This window comes from Postechiella marina (assembly GCF_039538365.1).
GTDB lineage: Bacteria > Bacteroidota > Bacteroidia > Flavobacteriales > Flavobacteriaceae > Postechiella > Postechiella marina.
Genome location: NZ_BAABCA010000001.1, coordinates 610,521 through 630,234, shown reverse-complemented (window position 1 = coordinate 630,234; position 19,714 = coordinate 610,521). Strand labels below are relative to the sequence as shown.

Annotated in this window: 17 protein-coding genes; 4 read left to right on the top strand and 13 right to left on the bottom strand. The window is 31.4% G+C overall.

Annotated features, from left to right (window positions below; all coding sequences use genetic code 11):
• The first annotated feature begins 42 nt into the window (after positions 1 to 42).
• Positions 43 to 993 carry a bifunctional helix-turn-helix transcriptional regulator/GNAT family N-acetyltransferase gene (locus ABD715_RS02545; protein WP_344786498.1) on the top strand — a complete coding sequence of 317 codons (951 nt, stop codon included), beginning with the start codon at positions 43 to 45 and terminating at the stop codon, positions 991 to 993.
• A 75-nt stretch (positions 994 to 1,068) separates the two neighbouring features.
• Here the strand turns inward: ABD715_RS02545 and ABD715_RS02540 are convergent, their stop codons facing one another.
• The 8 genes from ABD715_RS02540 to ABD715_RS02505 form a co-directional block, all read right to left on the bottom strand.
• Entirely contained in the window at positions 1,069 to 2,352 is a 1,284-nt protein-coding gene (locus tag ABD715_RS02540; RefSeq protein WP_344786497.1) for an Ig-like domain-containing protein, read from the bottom strand.
• Positions 2,353 to 2,527: 175 nt separating this feature from the next.
• Positions 2,528 to 4,225, bottom strand: coding sequence for a hypothetical protein (locus ABD715_RS02535; RefSeq protein WP_344786749.1), 1,698 nt, complete (start codon positions 4,223 to 4,225; stop codon positions 2,528 to 2,530).
• 95 nt (positions 4,226 to 4,320) lie between these two features.
• Positions 4,321 to 4,833 carry a hypothetical protein gene (locus ABD715_RS02530; protein ID WP_344786496.1) on the bottom strand — a complete coding sequence of 171 codons (513 nt, stop codon included), beginning with the start codon at positions 4,831 to 4,833 and terminating at the stop codon, positions 4,321 to 4,323.
• A gap of 139 nt (positions 4,834 to 4,972) precedes the next feature.
• A complete protein-coding gene (locus ABD715_RS02525) occupies positions 4,973 to 6,208 on the bottom strand; it encodes a DUF6638 family protein (protein WP_344786495.1) in 1,236 nt (411 codons plus the stop codon).
• Between the two features lie 4 nt (positions 6,209 to 6,212).
• Entirely contained in the window at positions 6,213 to 6,797 is a 585-nt protein-coding gene (locus tag ABD715_RS02520) for an NUDIX domain-containing protein (RefSeq protein ID WP_344786494.1), read from the bottom strand.
• Positions 6,790 to 8,751: an AAA family ATPase gene (locus ABD715_RS02515; RefSeq protein ID WP_344786493.1), complete on the bottom strand. Its 1,962-nt coding sequence runs from the start codon at positions 8,749 to 8,751 to the stop codon at positions 6,790 to 6,792. Before ABD715_RS02515 ends, ABD715_RS02520 begins: the two co-directional genes overlap by 8 nt.
• Positions 8,752 to 8,965: 214 nt before the next feature.
• The gene (locus ABD715_RS02510; protein WP_344786492.1) at positions 8,966 to 10,018 is read right to left on the bottom strand and encodes a hypothetical protein; all 1,053 of its coding nucleotides are present in this window, start codon (positions 10,016 to 10,018) and stop codon (positions 8,966 to 8,968) included.
• A 167-nt stretch (positions 10,019 to 10,185) separates the two neighbouring features.
• Entirely contained in the window at positions 10,186 to 11,529 is a 1,344-nt protein-coding gene (locus ABD715_RS02505; protein WP_344786491.1) for a microtubule-binding protein, read from the bottom strand.
• Positions 11,530 to 11,860: 331 nt separating this feature from the next.
• On the opposite strand from ABD715_RS02505, the gene ABD715_RS02500 reads away from it, so the two are divergent.
• The 3 genes from ABD715_RS02500 to ABD715_RS02490 all read left to right on the top strand — a co-directional run bounded on the left by ABD715_RS02500 (position 11,861) and on the right by ABD715_RS02490 (position 12,870).
• Positions 11,861 to 12,106 (top strand): hypothetical protein, encoded by a 246-nt coding sequence (locus ABD715_RS02500; protein WP_344786490.1) that lies wholly within the window; start codon positions 11,861 to 11,863, stop codon positions 12,104 to 12,106.
• 7 nt (positions 12,107 to 12,113) lie between these two features.
• Positions 12,114 to 12,311, top strand: coding sequence for a hypothetical protein (locus ABD715_RS02495; RefSeq protein WP_344786489.1), 198 nt, complete (start codon positions 12,114 to 12,116; stop codon positions 12,309 to 12,311).
• A 190-nt stretch (positions 12,312 to 12,501) separates the two neighbouring features.
• Entirely contained in the window at positions 12,502 to 12,870 is a 369-nt protein-coding gene (locus ABD715_RS02490) for a T9SS type A sorting domain-containing protein (protein WP_344786488.1), read from the top strand.
• 141 nt (positions 12,871 to 13,011) lie between these two features.
• On the opposite strand, the gene hisS is transcribed toward ABD715_RS02490, so the two are convergent.
• The 5 genes from hisS to rplI all read right to left on the bottom strand — a co-directional run bounded on the left by hisS (position 13,012) and on the right by rplI (position 19,707).
• A complete protein-coding gene (gene hisS, locus ABD715_RS02485) occupies positions 13,012 to 14,382 on the bottom strand; it encodes a histidine--tRNA ligase (RefSeq protein WP_344786487.1) in 1,371 nt (456 codons plus the stop codon).
• Between the two features lie 149 nt (positions 14,383 to 14,531).
• A complete protein-coding gene (locus ABD715_RS02480; RefSeq protein ID WP_344786486.1) occupies positions 14,532 to 14,999 on the bottom strand; it encodes a DUF6495 family protein in 468 nt (155 codons plus the stop codon).
• A 35-nt stretch (positions 15,000 to 15,034) separates the two neighbouring features.
• Entirely contained in the window at positions 15,035 to 15,910 is an 876-nt protein-coding gene (locus ABD715_RS02475) for a glycerophosphodiester phosphodiesterase family protein (RefSeq protein ID WP_344786485.1), read from the bottom strand.
• A 66-nt stretch (positions 15,911 to 15,976) separates the two neighbouring features.
• Positions 15,977 to 19,120 (bottom strand): TonB-dependent receptor, encoded by a 3,144-nt coding sequence (locus ABD715_RS02470; RefSeq protein ID WP_344786484.1) that lies wholly within the window; start codon positions 19,118 to 19,120, stop codon positions 15,977 to 15,979.
• A 140-nt stretch (positions 19,121 to 19,260) separates the two neighbouring features.
• Positions 19,261 to 19,707: a 50S ribosomal protein L9 gene (gene rplI / locus ABD715_RS02465; protein ID WP_344786483.1), complete on the bottom strand. Its 447-nt coding sequence runs from the start codon at positions 19,705 to 19,707 to the stop codon at positions 19,261 to 19,263.
• Between the last annotated feature and the right edge of the window lie 7 nt (positions 19,708 to 19,714).

Here is a 19,714-nt window from a genome sequence, read left to right as displayed (position 1 = left end):
ATATATTAATTTTACATAAGCACTTATGTAAATAAATTATTTATGGATAAACTAAAAGAATTTGGAGTATTAGGTTTGGGCTCTAGACTTAAACGAATTAGTGAGTGTTTAATGAAAGAAACACAACTTATTTACAATTACTATAATATAGATTTTGCCCCTCACCTTTTTCCTGTGTTTAAAATGCTAAGTTTAAAAAATGGCTTAACAAACAAAGAAATACAAGAGGCTTTAAACTTTTCTCAGCCTGCAATTACACAAACTATTAACAAGCTAAATAAAAAAGGATTAATTGATTTTGAGCACCATAAAGTTGATAAACGAAAAAAAGTAATAGTATTATCTAAAAAAGGACACCTGTTGGTACAAAAATTAATACCAATTTGGCACCATATTGATATTACTATTAAAGCCTATACAATAAATAATTCTTGTTCTTTATTAGAACATTTAAACAAATTAGAGAACAAATTAAATATGAATAGTTTTAGCAAAACCGTTATAAGTAAAATAGATACAACACCTAATAATACATTAAAGTTTATTGGTTATAAACCACAATATGCTAAAGATTTTTACAACCTAAATATAGAATGGTTAAAAACCTATTTTGAAGTAGAGCCTTATGACGAAAAAGTATTAAGTAAACCACAAGAATATATTATAGATAAAGGAGGAAATATTTTTTTTGCATTATTAAATAATGAAGTTGTAGGCACTGTAGCGCTAATGCCAATTGGCAACCAAGGCATGGTAGAGCTTACAAAAATGGGAGTTTCTCCAAAACATAGAGGTCATAAAATTGGGCAAAAACTAATGCAATTTTGTATAGATTTTGCTAAAAATTCTGGGCTACCAAATCTTATATTATACTCGAATACTAAATTAGAAAATGCCATTTACATCTACAGAAAATTTGGATTTATAGAACAAGATATAGAACCTAATTCGCCTTACAAACGTAGTAATATTAAAATGAAATTAGATTTTTAATACATGTAAAAAAAGAAAACCACTGTTTAAAGAATAAACAGTGGACTTTCCTAACTAAATTAAATAAAATTCAAATTATTTATCTTCTAATTTCCATGTTCTTACCCAATCAATTTTCATGGTATTTATAGTATTATCTGCTAAATCAGACTTTGGAGGAAGTCCGCCTAAGTAATTCGCTTCATTAGTCCATAAATCAAAAATTATTTCTAAATCTCTTGTAAATTTTCTATCTGCATAAGTTTGCCCAGATCTATCGTGGCCAACTACTACACTACCAGCAGGTTCGCCATTTAAATAAAACTGAATATTATTAGCATCTTTCCACCAAACGCCAAAAGTATGATAGTCTTCATTCCAATTAACATTTTTAAGAGGGTTTACGTCTGATAAACCAGAGCGATTAAAATTATCTTCGTCACGAATAGTTTCTGGTGTTTTATTTTCATCTGCTTGAAAATACTGCGAATTCATTCTAGTTGGCATTTCTGGTTGGCAGCCACAAGATGGTTTCGAGTTGTTTTCTATAATATCTATTTCGTCTCTATTATTAATATCTCCATTATTTAACCAATAAGTATTGTAGGCCGAAATATGAGCCGCTTTAATTCTGCTTTCGGTATACATTGGATAATTAATCTTTGTTTTTGAATGAATTCGCGCAGTTTGAAACCATCTATTTTCAGGATTACTTTCATTTAGTGTTGCTTTAATCCATAAATTCCCATCTGATACTCCAGAATTATCACTAGATGTAGACATAAAAACAGGGACTCCATAATTCCAAGTCGATTTTTTCCATTTACTACTATCCCAATTAGAGTTAAACTCGTCAGACATATTTTCTTGCTTCACCCATTGTTTTCCTTCTGGTGTTGTATCGTCTATAGAAACAAAAGACGGAAAATTAGGATCGATATTATTAAAGTCTTCTGCAGTTAAACCTTCATCTACAGCATTAACAGTAATATTTACAGTAGCAGAATCTTTATCGCCATCTTTATCTGTAATATTGTAAGTAAAACTATCTACACCACTAAAATTTGCATTAGGAATATATTGAAAAACACCATCGCTAATCTCAGACACAATACCATTGGTAGCATTTGCTAACAAATTAAAATCTTCGCCATCGCCTCCATCGTTACCTATATTGTCGTTAGTAGACACTGTTACTTGATTTGCACTACCAGCAACACTATTTTGGTTTACAACCAATACATCGTTATTAGCTATAGGTGTATCGTTTTGCGGTGGCGTAATTGTATCGTCAGATTCTGAACTTTTACTACTGCATCCAATTATAATAAATGCAGAATATAAAACTATGGATAATTTTTTATTAGAATTAAACCTCATATTTAATTTAGGTAATGTTAGTTGATGATTTCTGTTTTTAATTTTTACAAAAATATTTTGCCACTAACAATTACACCTTAATTAACGTATGTTTTACCATAACAAATGTTTAAAACCTCTTTAAAATTAACTAGATATAAACTTGACAATAAATAATTATGTTGTGCTTAAATTTTTATTTTTTATTTGATACAGCTTTTAAAGAGTCGAGTTGACGTTGAAGATTATCTATAACCGCTTGGTTATTGCTTACAGGAGCTATTACCTGTAAAGAGTCGGTATTATTTAGTGTTGCATCAATTACTTTTTCGTCTTCTACATAATAATTACCAATACCTTCACTAGATCTCCATGCTTCGTTTAGCTGTTCGTAAACAGATTTATCCCAACTACTAGGATGCTTAACATCAATCCAAATAACATCGCGATATTCACTATCTATTAAAGCTAAATCTGGAGTAGCAGACCCATCAAAATTATTAGACCCTTCTCGTACTGCAGAAATGGTACCTAAGAAAAACATACGCTTTCTACCTGCTATATTTTTAATGTACGGTCTAAATTCTACAGGCTTATTTACAGACCAGTCGAATTCTTTTCTAGACTCTATAACTTTTGCAGGCATTGCTGTAACACCAGCATAGCCTTGCTTTTTTGATGCATGATCGTAGTAATACAATTTATCTGTTCCGTCTGATGGAATAAAAACACTAAATGTTAAACTTGTACGTTCGTTACCAACAGGCTCTAAACCAAACCAATGATATAAACCACTATAAGCATCAGAATTTGTATCAGAAAAATCGAAATCTGTTACAAACGGTTGTTGATTTTGATCGTCTGGCATTTTAGGTATTTTTACAGCAGTCTTCATATTCCATGGTAAAGGGTCACTAAAGCCACCTAAAAACTTTAAAGATTCTGCCTGAACTTGAGATACCTTTTCGGCTAAAGTATTTTGTCCTATTAAATACGGGTAATTCTTCATATTCTCTGGACTTATATAAGTTCCCTTCCCTATTAAAATACGCTCAAAATAATCTTTAATATCGTGCTCTCCATTATTTATAACCACAACACCTCCAAAAGTTGGATATGGAAAAAAGAAACCTTTCCATTTTATTAAACTCACCACTTCTACCCATTGCCCTGAATCATTTTTCATGTAAAAGGTATCGCTTGGTTCCATTGTAAATAGTTGGAAAACATTAAATCTTTGAACTACTGCATTATACGTGTTTCTGCTAAATTTTAAAGATTCGCCTATAGAAAACGTTACAGGAATTCGATTTTCTCCAGAAAATCGAGGAAAAGGTGTTGTACTAGATACCGCAAAAACCTCTTCTGTATTATCTGTCATACCTTGCCACATATACTTCTCTGTTGGCTGTATTGCCATGGTCCATTTATTTTCGTTTTCTATACGTACTAAATGAGGAAGCGATACATCTTTGGTTTCTCCAACACTTTCGTTAGCCATAGAAAAAACGTTTCGTAATGGCTGGATACGTTCGTTTTGCGTTAATGGCAAATCGTGAATTTCTACTTTATTTAAATTATTAAAAACGTTGTATGTTTTCATGTAGTCGTACATTTTAAAATGCCATCCTATTACATACAAAATCCCGAAAAAAACAATCAATAATACTAAAACACCTATTCTAGCTCCTGCACTTGCCAATTTTCTAAACTTTCTAAGTCCAAAAAATAAAACAGTGCTACTTAACAGAATAACAAAAATAAATTTTCTGACAAATAACAAAGCTGGTTGATAATCGTCTCTTAAAAAAATAAGCGTTATTAAAAGTATTAGTCCTAAAACTATAACGTTTCTTTTTTGCTTGCTTCCTTTATTCCAATATGTTTTTATCATTGCTAATATTTTGTTATTGCTCATTTTTAATATGGCAACTTGTTTTATAATTCTTCTATTATATAACGATTACTTTGTAAGTATTACAATTTACCTTATAACAGTCCTTTGTCTTTTAAACGTTCTCTTGCACTTTTTTCGTTAGTTTTTGGAGCTTCTTTTATCTCTTCTATCACTTCTGCTTCTTTAGTTTTTAAATCTTCTATAAAGTCTTTACCTTTTTCTATAGTATCGCTAACCATATCTTCAATAGAGTCGCTTTTTTCTTCAATAACTTCTGATGATTTAAAAATAAAATTCGCCAAATAAGTTCCAATAAGTGTACCTACTATCATTGAAGCGAATATAGAAATTGTAGCAATATCTATAGGTATTAAAAAACGCGTAATAACAATACCTATAATAAACAAGAAACCAATAAATACAATGCGAATAAGTAGTTTTTGCTGATATACAAAGCCTGTTTTATCTGTGGGTTTCATTTGTAACTCTTTAGAGTACATTATTTTATTAAAAAATCTGTACAATTTATTTCCATGAGATTCTCTCCAATATATAAGAGCTCCAAATAATATAGCTGCGATAAAAACGATAAGTTCTAGTGTCATAAATATAAGTTTAAATTAAATAATTTAAAGCTTGATGCTTGTTATGCTTACTTTGTTAAATTTTAATTTTAGTATTAAATGAAATAAAAAGGGATATTAAATCTCCATAATTTACTTCTATATAATATGTCTATAAATTTTAAATATTGTTACTAATTGTTTCAATTACCCAGTCTTTAAAAGAATCGTCCCAAGTTTTAAACTCGTTATAAAAAGCTTCTTTATCGTACCAATACAAATACAAAATATCTTTTGGCGAGATGTTTACCAATAACATCCATATTAAATCTTGATGCTTTGGCTCTAGCGATGAATGCGGATTATGTAAGGCCTGAAACATTTTTAGATCTACAATATCGGCTATTTTATATTGATTACTAGTTTCTAGTTTTTCTAAATAAAGCTCTACACTCATTACCTTTTTTCTAGATTGAATATCGAGCTTATTTAAATAACTTTTGTACAACAATTTATCATCTAAAATTTCTTTTATAGGATGTTTTGGTTTTTTAATAGACTGAAACATTTCGAACTTTTTTACACGTTCGTACCTATCTGTTTTAACAACAGTTTCTAGATTGTATTCTATAATAACGTGGTCTCTTAATTTATCCATTAATTCTGGCTGATTTATATGATAAATTAAAACATCGTAATTCGTGTCTTTTATAGCTTCTTTATGCCAAGTTTCGCTTTCAAAAACAATAATTGGCGAGATAAAATCTCTAAGCAAATAAACACCGCCAAAAGCTCTTGTGTAAAAAGAACTTGTAGTGTACTGGAGTTCGTGCAAATCTAAATCGCGAGTTCTTAAATCTCCATATGTTTTAGCCGAATTTAATAACTGTTGATGAATAGATTCATCTATAAAATTATTGCCTGTTTTAAAGGTTGCTATTAACTCTATTTGTTTTTTTTGAATATTAACTAAATCATTAATTAAATGAAAATTAATATTAACCTTATCGTATTTTAAGACGTCTAAAGGTTCGTAAAACGCATCTATACTCTGATCGAAATCTATACATATTGCACAATCTCTAGTAATATCATTAATTTTTGTACCATGAACTTTAAATACAAACTTCATCATGTCTCTATCGAACGTATGAAATGGTACATAAACAGGCTTCCCTTTTTGTAAAGGAGAAATTATAATGCCATGCAAATTTGCTTCTCCGTTGTTTAAATAGTGCAAGTTATCCTTTTCTTCGGCAATTTCAGGGCTCCAACCTATACCATCAATAGAAAACGATTTAAGCTTAGTTTCTGTAAAACCAAGTTTTACCAAACATTTGTTATAACGTTCTACAAGTTTACCACTTACAGGAATAAGTTCACTTCTATATAAATTTGCTGCTTTTAGTTTTTCCATTTATCTAATCTAACAACTTATGGATTTGGGCATATTGTAATAATACAATAGTACGCATATCGTAAATTTGGCCCTTTTCAAGCATATTAAGCGCTTTTTTAAAAGGCCATTCTAAAACATCTATATCTTCGTGTTCGCTTGCTAAACCACCACCTTCGCTAACTTTCATATCATCAGTATATTCCGCAACAAAAAAGTGCATTTTTTCTGTTAAAACACCTGGCGATGTATAAGCTTCGTAAACCTTTTTTACATCTTTTATTCTATAACCAACCTCTTCTTCTGTTTCGCGAATAATGCAATCTTTCGGATTGTCTTTATCTAGCATACCTGCTGTAATTTCTACCAGAAAACCATCTTTATTATCATTCATAAAGGTTGGCATTCTAAATTGTCGCGTTAAAATTACGGTTTGCTTTTGTTTGTTATAAAGTAAAATTCCCGCACCATCTCCTCTATCATAAACCTCGCGCATTTGTGTTACCCATTTTCCACTTTTCATAAGGTAATCAAACTTTACTCTGTTAAGTATATAGTAATTATCCGAAAGCAGTTTTTGTTCTATATTTTTTACTTCACCATTATTCATTATTAAACACTTTTCTAGCTTCTGTTTCTATATTAATTTGATTTACTCTAGCATCTACCTTTCGTTTAAAATCGGTATCAGCAATAGTTGCCACATTATCTAAATAACGCACGACTTCTTGTCTTCTAATTTCAGAAAAGTTTAAACCTTTCATATTAGACTTCATTAACTCTTGAAGCATGTTAAACTTAGTTTCGTAATCTTGCTTAAAATATATTTCAGGGTTATCAAACCAATCTTGTTCTAAATCGAAATCGGTTAACCTTAAAGATATCGCCGATTGAATATTTCTAACATCTCTAGAAGAAAAGAATGGAAATATATTCTGAATTTCTTTATATAAACTTGCAAAAAATAAATGCTGATTGGTATTATGTACCTTCTCTGCCTTGTCATAAGCTTCTAAAACACGAGCTTCGCTAGGTTTTTCTACACTGCTTAAAATATCTCCCATATTTTTAGCCAAACCTTGATTTTGCAAATACTTATAGTTTTCGGGGCCTACCATGTTTACAAACTCAGGCATGGTTTTATCCAATTTACTCCACCATAAATGGTCTTGGTCTAAAAAATCGATTTCTGTACGTGCACCATCTATTTTAAAACGACCTTGTACACGCGAAATCACTGCTTTATCTAGCATTTCGGGTAAATTTGTAAATAAACCAATAGAACTATTACCATAATTTACAGCATAAGCGCCTTCTGTATACCTTAAAAATACACCAATAACTTCTTTTACACCTGCCGAAACACCTTGAGCTGTTCGCTCTTGCAAATTATTTTCTGCATCATCAATTGGTGCAAAAATTAATTTTGAAGGATCTTGCATAGGTTTCATCCATTCTACCATTTTTTCTGCAGACCCACCTTGAAACGTACTTATTAATGTATCTGGCATGGGATGAAATAAAAACGGAATATCTAAATTATCGCAATGCTCTTTTAATCTTGTTGCTATGGCTGCAATAAGCATGCTTTTTCCTGTTCCAGGAATACCGTACCCCATAAAAACAGGCATAAAACCGCCTAACTCTTGAAACGGATTCTTTTTTGCTGTAAAATCGTAACTAAGCATTCGTTCTGTTAATCGTCGTGCAAAATGTTTTGCATCGCGATTACCTACTATTTGTTCAAACTGAATTTTATTAAATTCTATACTTTTTGCTGTACCAGAAAACACATTGCCCCAACCAGAAACTGCAAATTCAGATTTTTCAAGTTTATAAGTTCTATCTTCAATAGTTTCTGTATACTCCAAACTACTTTTGCGTAATTGAATTTCGTCTATTAAAGCTTCAAAATATACCACCGTAAAATCTATTACATCTTTATCTGATTTTATAATATCTGGGTGGTCTAGGTATTTATCAAAATAAAATAAATTACATGAAATTCCTTTTAAAGGCGATAACAAAGATACTTCTGGAATGCCTGCAAACTTCTGTTTCATCACACTTAAATCGTCTGATGCATATGGTTTTAAATTATGTAAAATATGGTAAGCCGATGCAAATAACATAAATGCTGTTGCGGTGTGCATTTTACTTTCGAACTCACGTTTTCCATTGCCATCTAATGCCGATTTATTTTGATTTAAACTTGTTAAACCCGACGAATCGTAGTAACTATCTTTTATCCAAATACCTAGCGCTAATCCTTCTTGAACCGCGTATAATGTTTGGTTTAAATACAAAGGTAACGCTACAGAGTCTGGCAACAACCGCTTTTTTAAAGCTAAAATGGTTTTAGATACCGATGTAATTTCGGTTGCATTCGATCCATTATTTGCTCTTGATAAAAACAATAAAATGGATTCGTCTTTGGCGTCTTTATCTTTATTTTTAGCACGCTGACTTTGCTCCCATTGTATACTTTTTAAATATGATGAAGCTTCGTCTCGTAGCAAATCTAATTCTGTTAATTTTATAGGGAATGTTGAGTTGTGTTCCATGTATTTTAAGTCTTCAGTTGTTAGTCTTAAGTTTCCAGTTACTTAATAATGATGAAAACAGATGACTCCTTTTATTTTATTTAAAATTTTCTAGATTGTTCATCTTAAAATTGATAAGCTTTCCTACTACTTATTTTTAATTGTAATTCTATTTTCTTTGGTGTAACCTCTTGCTATAATTTAAACATGCAGATTAAATAGTAAAGAAAACTGTTTACTTAATTTTTAAATCTGACATTTGAATTGGTGGTTGCACCAAATCGTTTATAATCTCTGGTGTTTTATTATACAATAGCTGAATAATACGATGTGGTGCAAAAACATACTTTTGTTTTATTGGTGTACTCCACTTTTGAAGCGTTTGTTTATTAAAAAAACTACCTTCTTTAAACTCACTTCCAGAATATACTTCGTCTATTTTTAACGATAATGCGTAAGACTCTAAAGGAATTTCTTTATTACCTATACTTTGTAAAATGCTATGTGTTATTTTGTTTTCGTCTTTTGCAAATACATTATGAAAAGGCCCTAAATCTATACGTTTTATGTGCTTTGGCATTACTTCTGGCAACTTTTTGTCTATGGTATACGCCATGGTATCTAGCGCCATTTTTCTGTCTGCAACCATTTTTAAAACTTCGTACAATTCTGCTTTTTGATCTTTTATATTGTTTCCTGTATAATCAAAATACATAAAGCAAATAAAAGGCCTATTGTGGGTAACATCGAAAAAGCTCCAACTGGTTAAATACTTTGTTTTTCCTGCATCTGACTCTATTATTTTACCTTGTACAAAGCGATTAAAAATATACTTTTTATCTACGGTTGTATAATAAATTACCGATGCTGCTTGAAAAAGTTTATCTCTTCTTATGGGGCGTTTTTTTCTTAAAAGTGTATCTAAAAACTCGTCTTGTAATTGATTGACGTCTTTTAATTTTGATATGTAATTTTCTCGTAAAGATAAATCGTTAAAGAGGTAACGAAACTCTAGATAATTAGGAAAACCAGACTCTGTTAAATCTACATTCATATTATCCTCGTCGTCGTACATATATTTTATACGCATGGCTTCTATAGAATACAATAATAAGTCTGAATATTGCTTGAAAAATATAAGCTCTTGAGTATTACATAATTTGTTTTGCTGAACTGTTACTATAAGTTCTTTTAAAGCAAAATCGACCATTTTATGATAGAAAACGTATTGCTCTTTTGTGTCTAAGTGAGCCGAATCTAATGCTGTTACGATGTGGTTTATTGACATTGATTTATTTAAAAATGAACAATTAAAAATTACTTGTTCTTACTTAAAACCTAAAAGTTAATTGGTAATGCGTTAAGGATTGAAGCGACATCCTTTTTTGTTTTTCGCAAAAAAGATATAGCAGAAAGCCTGACCCCGATTTTTATCGGGGTAACGCCCTTTTTATTTTAAGATAACATATTGTCGTCTCCTGCATCTGGTTTTGGCTTACCTTCTGGCTTGCCTCCATCTCCTGCTGGTTGGTTTGCATCGGCATTGTAATAGTCTTCGAAAATCTCTTTCATATCTATACCGTAACGCTCTGCAAAGTTTTTTTGAATCTCGCCATCTTTAGCACGAATTTCTTGTAAAGCCTCGGCATAACTGCTGTAAACGCCTTGCATTACTTTTTCGTGTACCGGAATATTATCCATCATATCTTGGCGTGCTTTTGCACTTGCTGTATGCATAGATGCTAAGGTTTCGCCAATATGTTCGTCTGTTTTTACACCTAAGTGCTCTAGAATAGCAGCGAATTCTTGATCTGTTCTTGCTTTTAATGCCACTACATATCCGTCGTAATACTTAAGGCGCTCTTCTGTATCACTCTTTAATTTTGCACGGTGTGTTTGTAAATTACTACGTAAAGAGGTTAATACTTTAATTGTTAAATTGTGTTTGTGTACAAAACTGTCTTTGGATGCTGCTAGTGTTGTGTAAGCGTTTTTAAGGCCTTCTAGTTCTTCAACTTTTTGCTCTAAGGCTGTCATTTTACCAATGGCTTCTGCGTATTCTGCAGATTGTTTATCGGCTATATCTTCTAATTCTTGGCGCGATTGTTTTAACAAGGCGTATTGCTCTTCTAGCTTAGCTTCTACTTCTTTTTTCTTTTCTAAAGCTTTTGTATGGTTTTTTGATGCTTCTACGATAGCATCTTTTAGTTTCTCTTCTACTTCTTTAATCTCTACTTCTCTGTTTTTTAAACGCGATACCGCTGCTTGAGACTTATAAGATAGCTCGCCAAGTAATGTTTGTACATCTGCACTTTCTATACGCTCTTGAAACATGGCTTTTGCCTTGTTATCTGCTCCTGCTCTTATGGTTTGAGCCGATTTTAACGCTGCTTCTGCTTTTGCTATTTTACTTTTACGTCCCCAAAGGTTATTCCACCAAGAATCTGGTACTTTTTGGGCGTCTTCTAATTCTATATTAGCACGATCTAAAGCTTTTTGAGCATCGTCTATAACCTTTTGCTCGTCTGAATTTAACGACGAGAAACGCTCAAATAAAATACCAACTTCGTCTTGATAATCTGTTAAATCTTTAATGGCATCCAATAAAGTAGATCTATCTTTCTCTGCCATGTCTACAACATCGTCTAAAGTGGCATTTAATATTTTTTGACGCACTTCTGGATCGTCTTCTTGAGAAAGTTTAGATTTCATGGTGTCAATGGCTTTACCCCAATTAACATCAACTTTTTCTGTTTTTTCTTTAGAATTTGTTTCTAATAAATCAAAATCATCGGACATGTTGTATTATGTGTTTTAGTTGAACAATATAGTTTTAGATAAGCAATTTCGTTAAAAATTATCAATTAAGAAATTTATCGCTATTAAATTATAAGTATTCTCTTGTTTTAAAATGTTACAATTCTTTAAACTTATTTGTAATAAATTATACAGTTTTACTTTTATTATACGATTTTACATCAAAAAATTAAAGCATTAAACTTATAGATAAAGTAAAAAAATACAGCTAAAAAACATACTAGTACCTACCATAGGCTAATATATTTTAATTGCCTACTATATTAAAAAACAGTATATTTGAAGCAGCTATTAACCCAAATTGACACTCTACATGTTTAATTACATATGCTTTACTTATATAAAAAACTTTTTTTTATTACCGCAATCTCAAATAGTATCAATTTTAACAGTTGTAGTTATTTTTTTCTCGATTCTTTTAATTCTAGGCATTAGAAAATCTTATAAGCTAAAAAAAGAAAATGATAGACTAAACGAAATTAGTCTGCTAGAAGAGGAAGAAGGCGAAAAAGCTTATAAAGATTTTACTGATGGCCATATGTATGGCGGTAATAACTAAACTAATTTTGGAAATTATTATATTAATAATAAACGCTGTAATTTTAACCTTTGCTTTTATTACCAAAAAAGGACCTTATACTGTTACGCCCGAAAAGCAATGGGCTGATATTTTAAATGAATTTGATAAAAACTTTAGAGCCATAAAGAAAATTAAAATATCTAACTTTAAATTAGGCTCTGGACATTTATACAGAGAAGACTAAATTTTACAACAAAAACACTGTATTTCGTCGAAATTTAATGTTTTTTAAACCTGTTGCGTTAAAATATAAAGTAACTTTGCGTAAGCAAGATTTATTTGATATAAATTAACATCGACCATTTATGTTATAATTACAACATACTCTCGGTCTCTCATATTGTAGTATAATTGGTGGTATAAACCATTAACATATGAGATTATTTTTACTTTCTACCCTTTACGTTGTTTTCTTATTAAGCCCTGTTAATGCTAGTACAAGCTTTTCTAAATTAAAAAAACAAAACACTACACCTCCTTATTCTTTTTATAATATTATTTCTAATTTGGTTTTAGTGCCTAATCCTGCAAAAAATGAAGTTAAACTAAATTTTAGTGTAAAAAACACTACTTTAAATTTTAAAATTACTGATGCTTTGGGCAGAATTATAAAAAAAATTGACAATATAAGAAGCGGTTATATACTAAATACAACCAATTTTTTAGATGGTGTTTATTTTGTTTCTGCCTATAACAACACAAATAAAATTGAAATAACAAAAAAGCTAATTATACAGCATTAAAACAAAATAGTAAATACTAGATATACCCGTTTAATAAAAAAATTAAGATAAAGTAAGAAGTAATGGTTAAATAGTTCTCTCCCTAATTTATTTTTTAACTATTAAATTTAAAGTCCCGAATTAAACTCGGGACTTTTTAATTTATTTTATTTTTTCTATCAGCGTAGTTATAGAAACGTTGTCTTGCTCGCCAGAAACCATATTTTTTAAAGTATAGTTATTAGATTCTATTTCTTGCTCTCCTACTAATACTACAAACGGAATTTCTCGTTTATTAGCATGATTCATTTGTTTTTTCATTTTAGCTGCATCTGGATACAACTCGGCATTTATACCATTTTCTCTTAATGTTTTAATGGCTTTTAGGCTAAAAAGCGCTTCTTTATCTCCAAAATTGATAAAAAGAACTTCTATGTTTTTGCTTACCGTTTCTGGAAATAAGCCTAACTCTTCAAGCACTAAATATATTCTATCTAAACCAAAGCTAATACCAACGCCACTTACGTCTTTCATTCCAAAAATTCCTGTTAAGTCGTCGTAGCGACCACCACCACCAATAGAGCCCATTTTAACATTTTTGGGTGCAGATACTTCAAAAATAGCTCCTGTATAATAATTTAACCCACGAGCTAAAGTAACGTCCAATTGCAATACAGCTGTTTTTAAACCTAACTCTTGTATTGCTTTATTTATAAACTGTAACTCTTCTACTCCTTTTAAACCCTCTGTTGATGATGCTAAAATAGATTTTAAGCTTTTTATTTGCGATTCGAAGTTACCTGTTAAAGAGAACAATGGTTGCAGCTTATCTATACCAGATTGAGGAATATCTTTCTTTAACATTTCTTCTTTAACCTTCTCTTCTCCTATTTTATCAAGCTTATCTAAGGCTACAGTAAAATCTATAAGCTTATCGCTTGCGCCTATAACTTCGGCAATTCCAGAAAGTATTTTTCTATTGTTTATTTTAATAGTAACACCATCAAGTTTTAAAGCTGAAAATACAGTATCGTATAATTGAATAAATTCTACTTCTTGCCAAAGCGATTTACTACCAACAACATCGGCATCGCATTGAAAAAACTCTCTAAAACGTCCTTTTTGGGGTCTATCGGCTCTCCAAACAGGTTGAATTTGATAGCGTTTAAAAGGAAATTCTATTTCGTTTTGGTGTTGCACAACGTAACGCGCAAAGGGCACTGTTAAATCGTAACGAAGTGCTTTTTCTGAGATACTAGGCGTTAATTTATTTGAGTTTTTTTCATCATAAGCCTCCGTATTTGCTTTAGATAAATAGTCTCCAGAATTTAAAATCTTAAAAATCAATCGATCTCCTTCTTCACCATATTTTCCCATTAAGGTGTCTGAGTTTTCAAAACTTGGTGTTTCTATGGGCTGAAACCCAAAAGTTTGAAACGCATTACGAATATTATTAAAAATATAGTTTCGCTTTGCTACTTGTTCTGGATTAAAATCTCTAGTGCCTTTAGGTATACTTGGTTTTTGAGCCATATTGATTTTCCTGAAAAACAGGAATTGTATTTAATAATTATTAATTCTTTAAAACTTCCGCATCATACAACTACTAATGCTATTCTGTGATGCGGACAAACAAAAATAGCAGTTTAATTTGATTTAGATTCCTACTTTTTTAGCAATAACTAATTTATTAACGTATTAAAATATTTAAATAAATCGCCTTTTGTTATAACTGCACCTTGCTGTATTAAGGTGAATTTATCTAGGTTTTTATCGTCGCTATAATCTTTTGTTGCTTGTACAAACTCTACAGCATCGTCCATTAAATTTTCGCGCAGCCAATTGTAACCTTCTTTAGTTGTTAAATCTTTACCATTGGTTAATTTAACACCTATTAGTTTCATGTTATCTTCATTTAGGCTAAACATGTGTATTTGGTTGGCAGAAATATGCTCTAAATATTTAGCAGTATTTAAAACACCTTCCCAAATTAAATCACTAAAAACATCTAACTCCATTTCGGCCATTTCTGGCTTATTGGCTTTTAGGTTAGTCCACTCGTCTGCTGTAATAGATTGTGTTGCTAAAAAGTTAATAAACTCTTGATGTAATTCTTCAAATTGCTCTTTTGTTAATCTTGAGTATTTCATTGCTCTATGTACTTTTCCGCGAAAGCGAAATTAATTTAATCGTTTTTTATATTTAAACTTTTTGCTACTTCAAAAGGCCTGTCTGTAGCTATAATATCTGCGCCAAGATCTACCCATTTTTTATATAAATGATCGCCTTTTGCCTCTGCTTGTTTGTCTAAGTTGCCTAAAGTACCTAAAATGCATTTAATACCATTTTTATGTACTTTTTTATAAAATGCTTTGGTTGATAAACGAGTACCTGTAAAGGCTAACATATTTTGTGTTGGAATTTTGGAGTGTAATAACCAATCTAACTCTTCTTGATTTCTGCAAGAAACCGACAATAATAAATCTGGAGCTGCTTGATTTGCTGCTAGAGCTTGTTTTAAATCGTATGTAATAATTATAGATATGTCTTCAGCTTTAGTTTCTCGAATTAATGCTACTACATCTTTAACATTTACACTTTTTTTTATGTCTATAGTAAGAATAACTTGATTTTTCTTTGCCCAAATTAAAACGTCTTTAAATAAAGGAATTTTAAAATTGGTTTGATTTCCGTAATCGTCTTCTAAATAAAATTGATTTAGCTCTAAAAATGTTTTGGCTGCTATTGGCCCTTCGCCTGTTGTTGTTCTATTTAAGCTATTATCGTGCATTAGCACTAAAACATTGTCTTTGGTTTTTGCAACATCTATTTCGTAAATGGCAGGAATACTATCGTTAATATATTTTAAGGTTTCTAAACAGTTTTCTGGGTAATGTTTTAATCCTTTTCCGCCTCTATGCACACTAATCACGGGTTTAGATCCTGTTTTGTATGTATATGTTTTTAATAAGCTAGATTGGCTCTTTGCAGATAATTTACTTGTTTCTGTTTTACAAGACAAACTAAATAAAACTAATAATAAAACGACAATGTTCTTCATACTCTATAAAATAAAATGCGCCCCTTAATTAAGGAGCGCAAATTTAAGAATATATATGTTATTTTCTTAGAAAATATAACGTAATCCAAATTGTGCTTGCCATCTTGAAGCTAAGCTAGAATCGAAACCAAAAGTACTTTTTTGGTCTCCATTAAAAGAATAAATAGGGTTTTGAGTACGATCTGCCTCATAAACATTAGGGTCTGGGTTAGCATCTGGAAAAGTTACACCTATTGGTTGTACACTGTTTGGTTGCTGAATAATTCCCCAATCTGAGTTTAACAAATTTCCAAAGTTTAAAATATCGATACTAAATTGAATTCTATTCGTTTTATCATCAGATACTTTAATTTTGTAATCTTGTAAAAACTTAACATCCCATTTTCCTCTCCATGGTGCTGTAGCTCCATAACGCTCTGCGTACTGCCCTCTATTATCGCTTAAATAATCGTCTTGAGCAATAAAAGCTTCTAATGCAGCTGCGTCATTTGCTCCTGCAAATTGCATGTTTCCTATTTCGCTTGCTGTTGGTATGTATATTAAATCGTTTATTACAGAACCGTCTCCATTAAGATCTCCTCCATATGTATAGTTAAAACGACCTCCTTTTGCATATTCGAAAAATGTAGATAATGTGGTAGACCATTTGTCGTTACCGTAATTCCATTTTTTACTAGCAACACCTATAAAACGGTGGGTATCTCCGTATTTAGAATGCGATAAAACATCTGTGTTTACATTGTTTACTATTGGGTTACCTGCAAAAGCATCACTTGTAATTTCTGCTTCAATAGAGTTTACATCTTTAGAATTTAAATAATTATAAGCAGCCATGGCATAAAGGCCATTAGTAAACGTTTTTTGTGCCTTAAAAGATGCATTCCAGATTCTACCTTTATCAGAATTTGTAAAAACAAAAGGACCGTTTCCTTTTCCTCCATCAAAACTAAGCAAATCTGCATCTGTATAATAAGACCTATTGTCTACACCAGATAAAGTTCCTGTTGGAGCTTTAAAACCCCAGTGTTGCACATGTGCACCATTAGTATCTTTAGTATAAGATACATCTGCAGTTAAAATTACACCACTTTCAAGTTTTTTATCTGCACCAATATTGGTTCTCCATACTTGAGGGAATTTATAATCTGGATCTACAGCTTGCAAGAAAAAAGCATCTGGAGCAGCTATTTGGTTACCTAACCATACAAAAGGGAAACGCCCAGTAAATAAACCAGAACCACCGCGTAATTGAAAAGTATCGTCTCCATTTACATCGTAATTAAACCCAATTCTTGGAGAAACTAACCAATCGTTGCTTGGCATTTGCGTATTATCAATTGTAGTAAGCTCGTTAGTATTAGGATTGTTATATAGAAAATCTGGCAATACAAATCCTCTATCAATTACATCTTGTGCTTTTTCTGCCGAGTCAAAAAACAATGGTTTATCGAAGCGTATACCATAAGTTAATTTAAATTTTTCTGAAACATTCCATTCGTCTTGTGCATAAAATGCAAGTTGACCAACGTTTGTTTCTGCAAAAGCCCAACCTTCATCTTCTGGAAGATTATTATTTGTATTAAATGTATTTTGAGGTGTATTAAAATCGTAACTAGTGGCATCAAAATCTGCTATATCAACACTTCCAAAAAGGTCGAAACCATAACTAGTTAAGTTAAATGAGTTATCAAATTGAAATTTTTCAAAAGAAAAACCAACAGTAAAAGTATGGTCGCCTTCAAAAAAGTTTAAATTATTTGTAAGTTGAATTACTTTTTGATCTAATTTATTATTGATAGAAAAAGGTTCGTGCCCCGCTATAATATAATTTGATCCTTCTTTAGTAATATTAATTGAAGGAGCTGGTGTAGAAAAAGGTGTTCTAAAATCGTTAAAGTGCGTATAACCAAATTGAAATTTATTTGATACTTTCTCTGACAACGTAGAATTTAACTCTATTTGCATAGACCTAATTTCGTTGTTTATTTCGTAACCTGAGTTTTCAAACTGTAATGTATTGGCATTAGGCCCTCTAAAACCAATAGCTGTTGGGTGGGCAGGTTTCTCTTTAGATGCATTTAAAAAGTTATAAATAACAGCCAAACGGTTGTTATCGTTAATATTCCAATCTATTTTAAAAATACCTTTTGTAGACTCTGCTGCATGAGTAAAACCTTGGTATGCTCCTGGATCGTAACCTGCATCTAACAATGCGTCTCTTACACTAATTAAATCACTTTCCAAAACTCTAGATTCTGTAATACCTCCAGAACCCGTATTTGGTGTCCATCCATTAGTTCCTAAATCGTCACGCTCGTCTTTTTCGAAATTGGCAAAAAAGAATAATTTATTTTTTATTATTGGACCACCAATACTAACACCATATTGAGCTTGGTTTAAATCTGGTCTGGCAACTTCTTCGCCTTTAATTTTCTTACCAGTCATTTTCTCGTCTCTGTAAAAACCATAAACAGTTCCATGAAACTCATTTGTTCCACTTTTAGTTACTGCATTAACAGAAGCTCCTGTAAACCCAGATAATGTAACATCGTAAGGCGCTGTAGATACTTGAATTTGCTCTATAGCATCTATAGATACTGGCTGAGAACTTGTTTGTCCTCCAGGTGTTGCTGCATCCAACCCAAAAGGGTTATTAAAAATAGCACCATCTAAAGAGAAATTGTTAAACTGATCGTTACGACCACCAAAAGAACCACCGCTAGCTGTAGGCTCTAACCTTGTAAAATCTGCTTGAGATCTAGAAATTGTTGGCAAACGCGTTAATTCTCGTCTTCCAACACTCGTTTCTGCTCCTGTACGGTCGCTACCAAAAGTACCTGTACCACCAGTGCCTTGAATAACTACTGCATCAAGTTGCGCTGCATCTTCAGACAAAACAACATCTATGTTTTGAGTTTTACCCAAAGTTAAATACACATTGTTAAACGTTTTGGCTTGATAACCAACAAAACTAATTGTAATTGAGTAAGGACCTCCTACTCTTAGGTTTAATAAATTAAATCTACCATCAAAATTTGATGCTGCTCCATACTTTGTACCTGTTGGTGTATGAATTGCTACAACATTGGCTCCAGGAAGAGGTACCGATGCTTCATCAAGAATTAAACCTTTAATGTTTGATGTGGTTACTTGCGAAAACGCCAATAAACCAAAAAACATAAAAAGCATAGAAAGTGTTGTTCTTTTCATTTGATTAAATTATTTGAGTTAGTCTTTACTTGTTATGCTTGCATAACAAGTTCTTAGTACAAAAATAGCACAAAAAAAAAGCCACTCCTAAGAGTGGCTCGATTTTATTTAAGGTTTTATTAACTTTTTGTTAACACAACTTAATCTGCTTGAGGTATAACTTCAAATTCTAAATCTACAGATACTTCTCTATGTAAACGAACAACAGCATTATACTTACCTGTTCTTTTTACAGTAGCAACTGTAATGAATTTTTTATCTATAGATTGACCTTCTTTCTCTAAAGCTGCAGCAACATCAATGTTGTTTACAGAACCAAATAACTTGTTTCCTGCTCCTACTTTAGCTGCTATTTTAATTTCTAAAGCTTTTAAAGCTTCAGCAATTGTGTTAGCATCATCAACTATTTTCTTTTCTTTAAAAGCACGTTGCTTTAAATTTTCTGCTAATACTTTCTTTGCAGAAATTGTAGCTAATACAGCTTGTTTTTGAGGAATTAAAAAGTTTCTACCATAACCGCTCTTAACTGTTACAATATCGTCTTTAAATCCTAAATTTTCAACGTCTTGTTTTAATATAAGTTCCATTGTTATT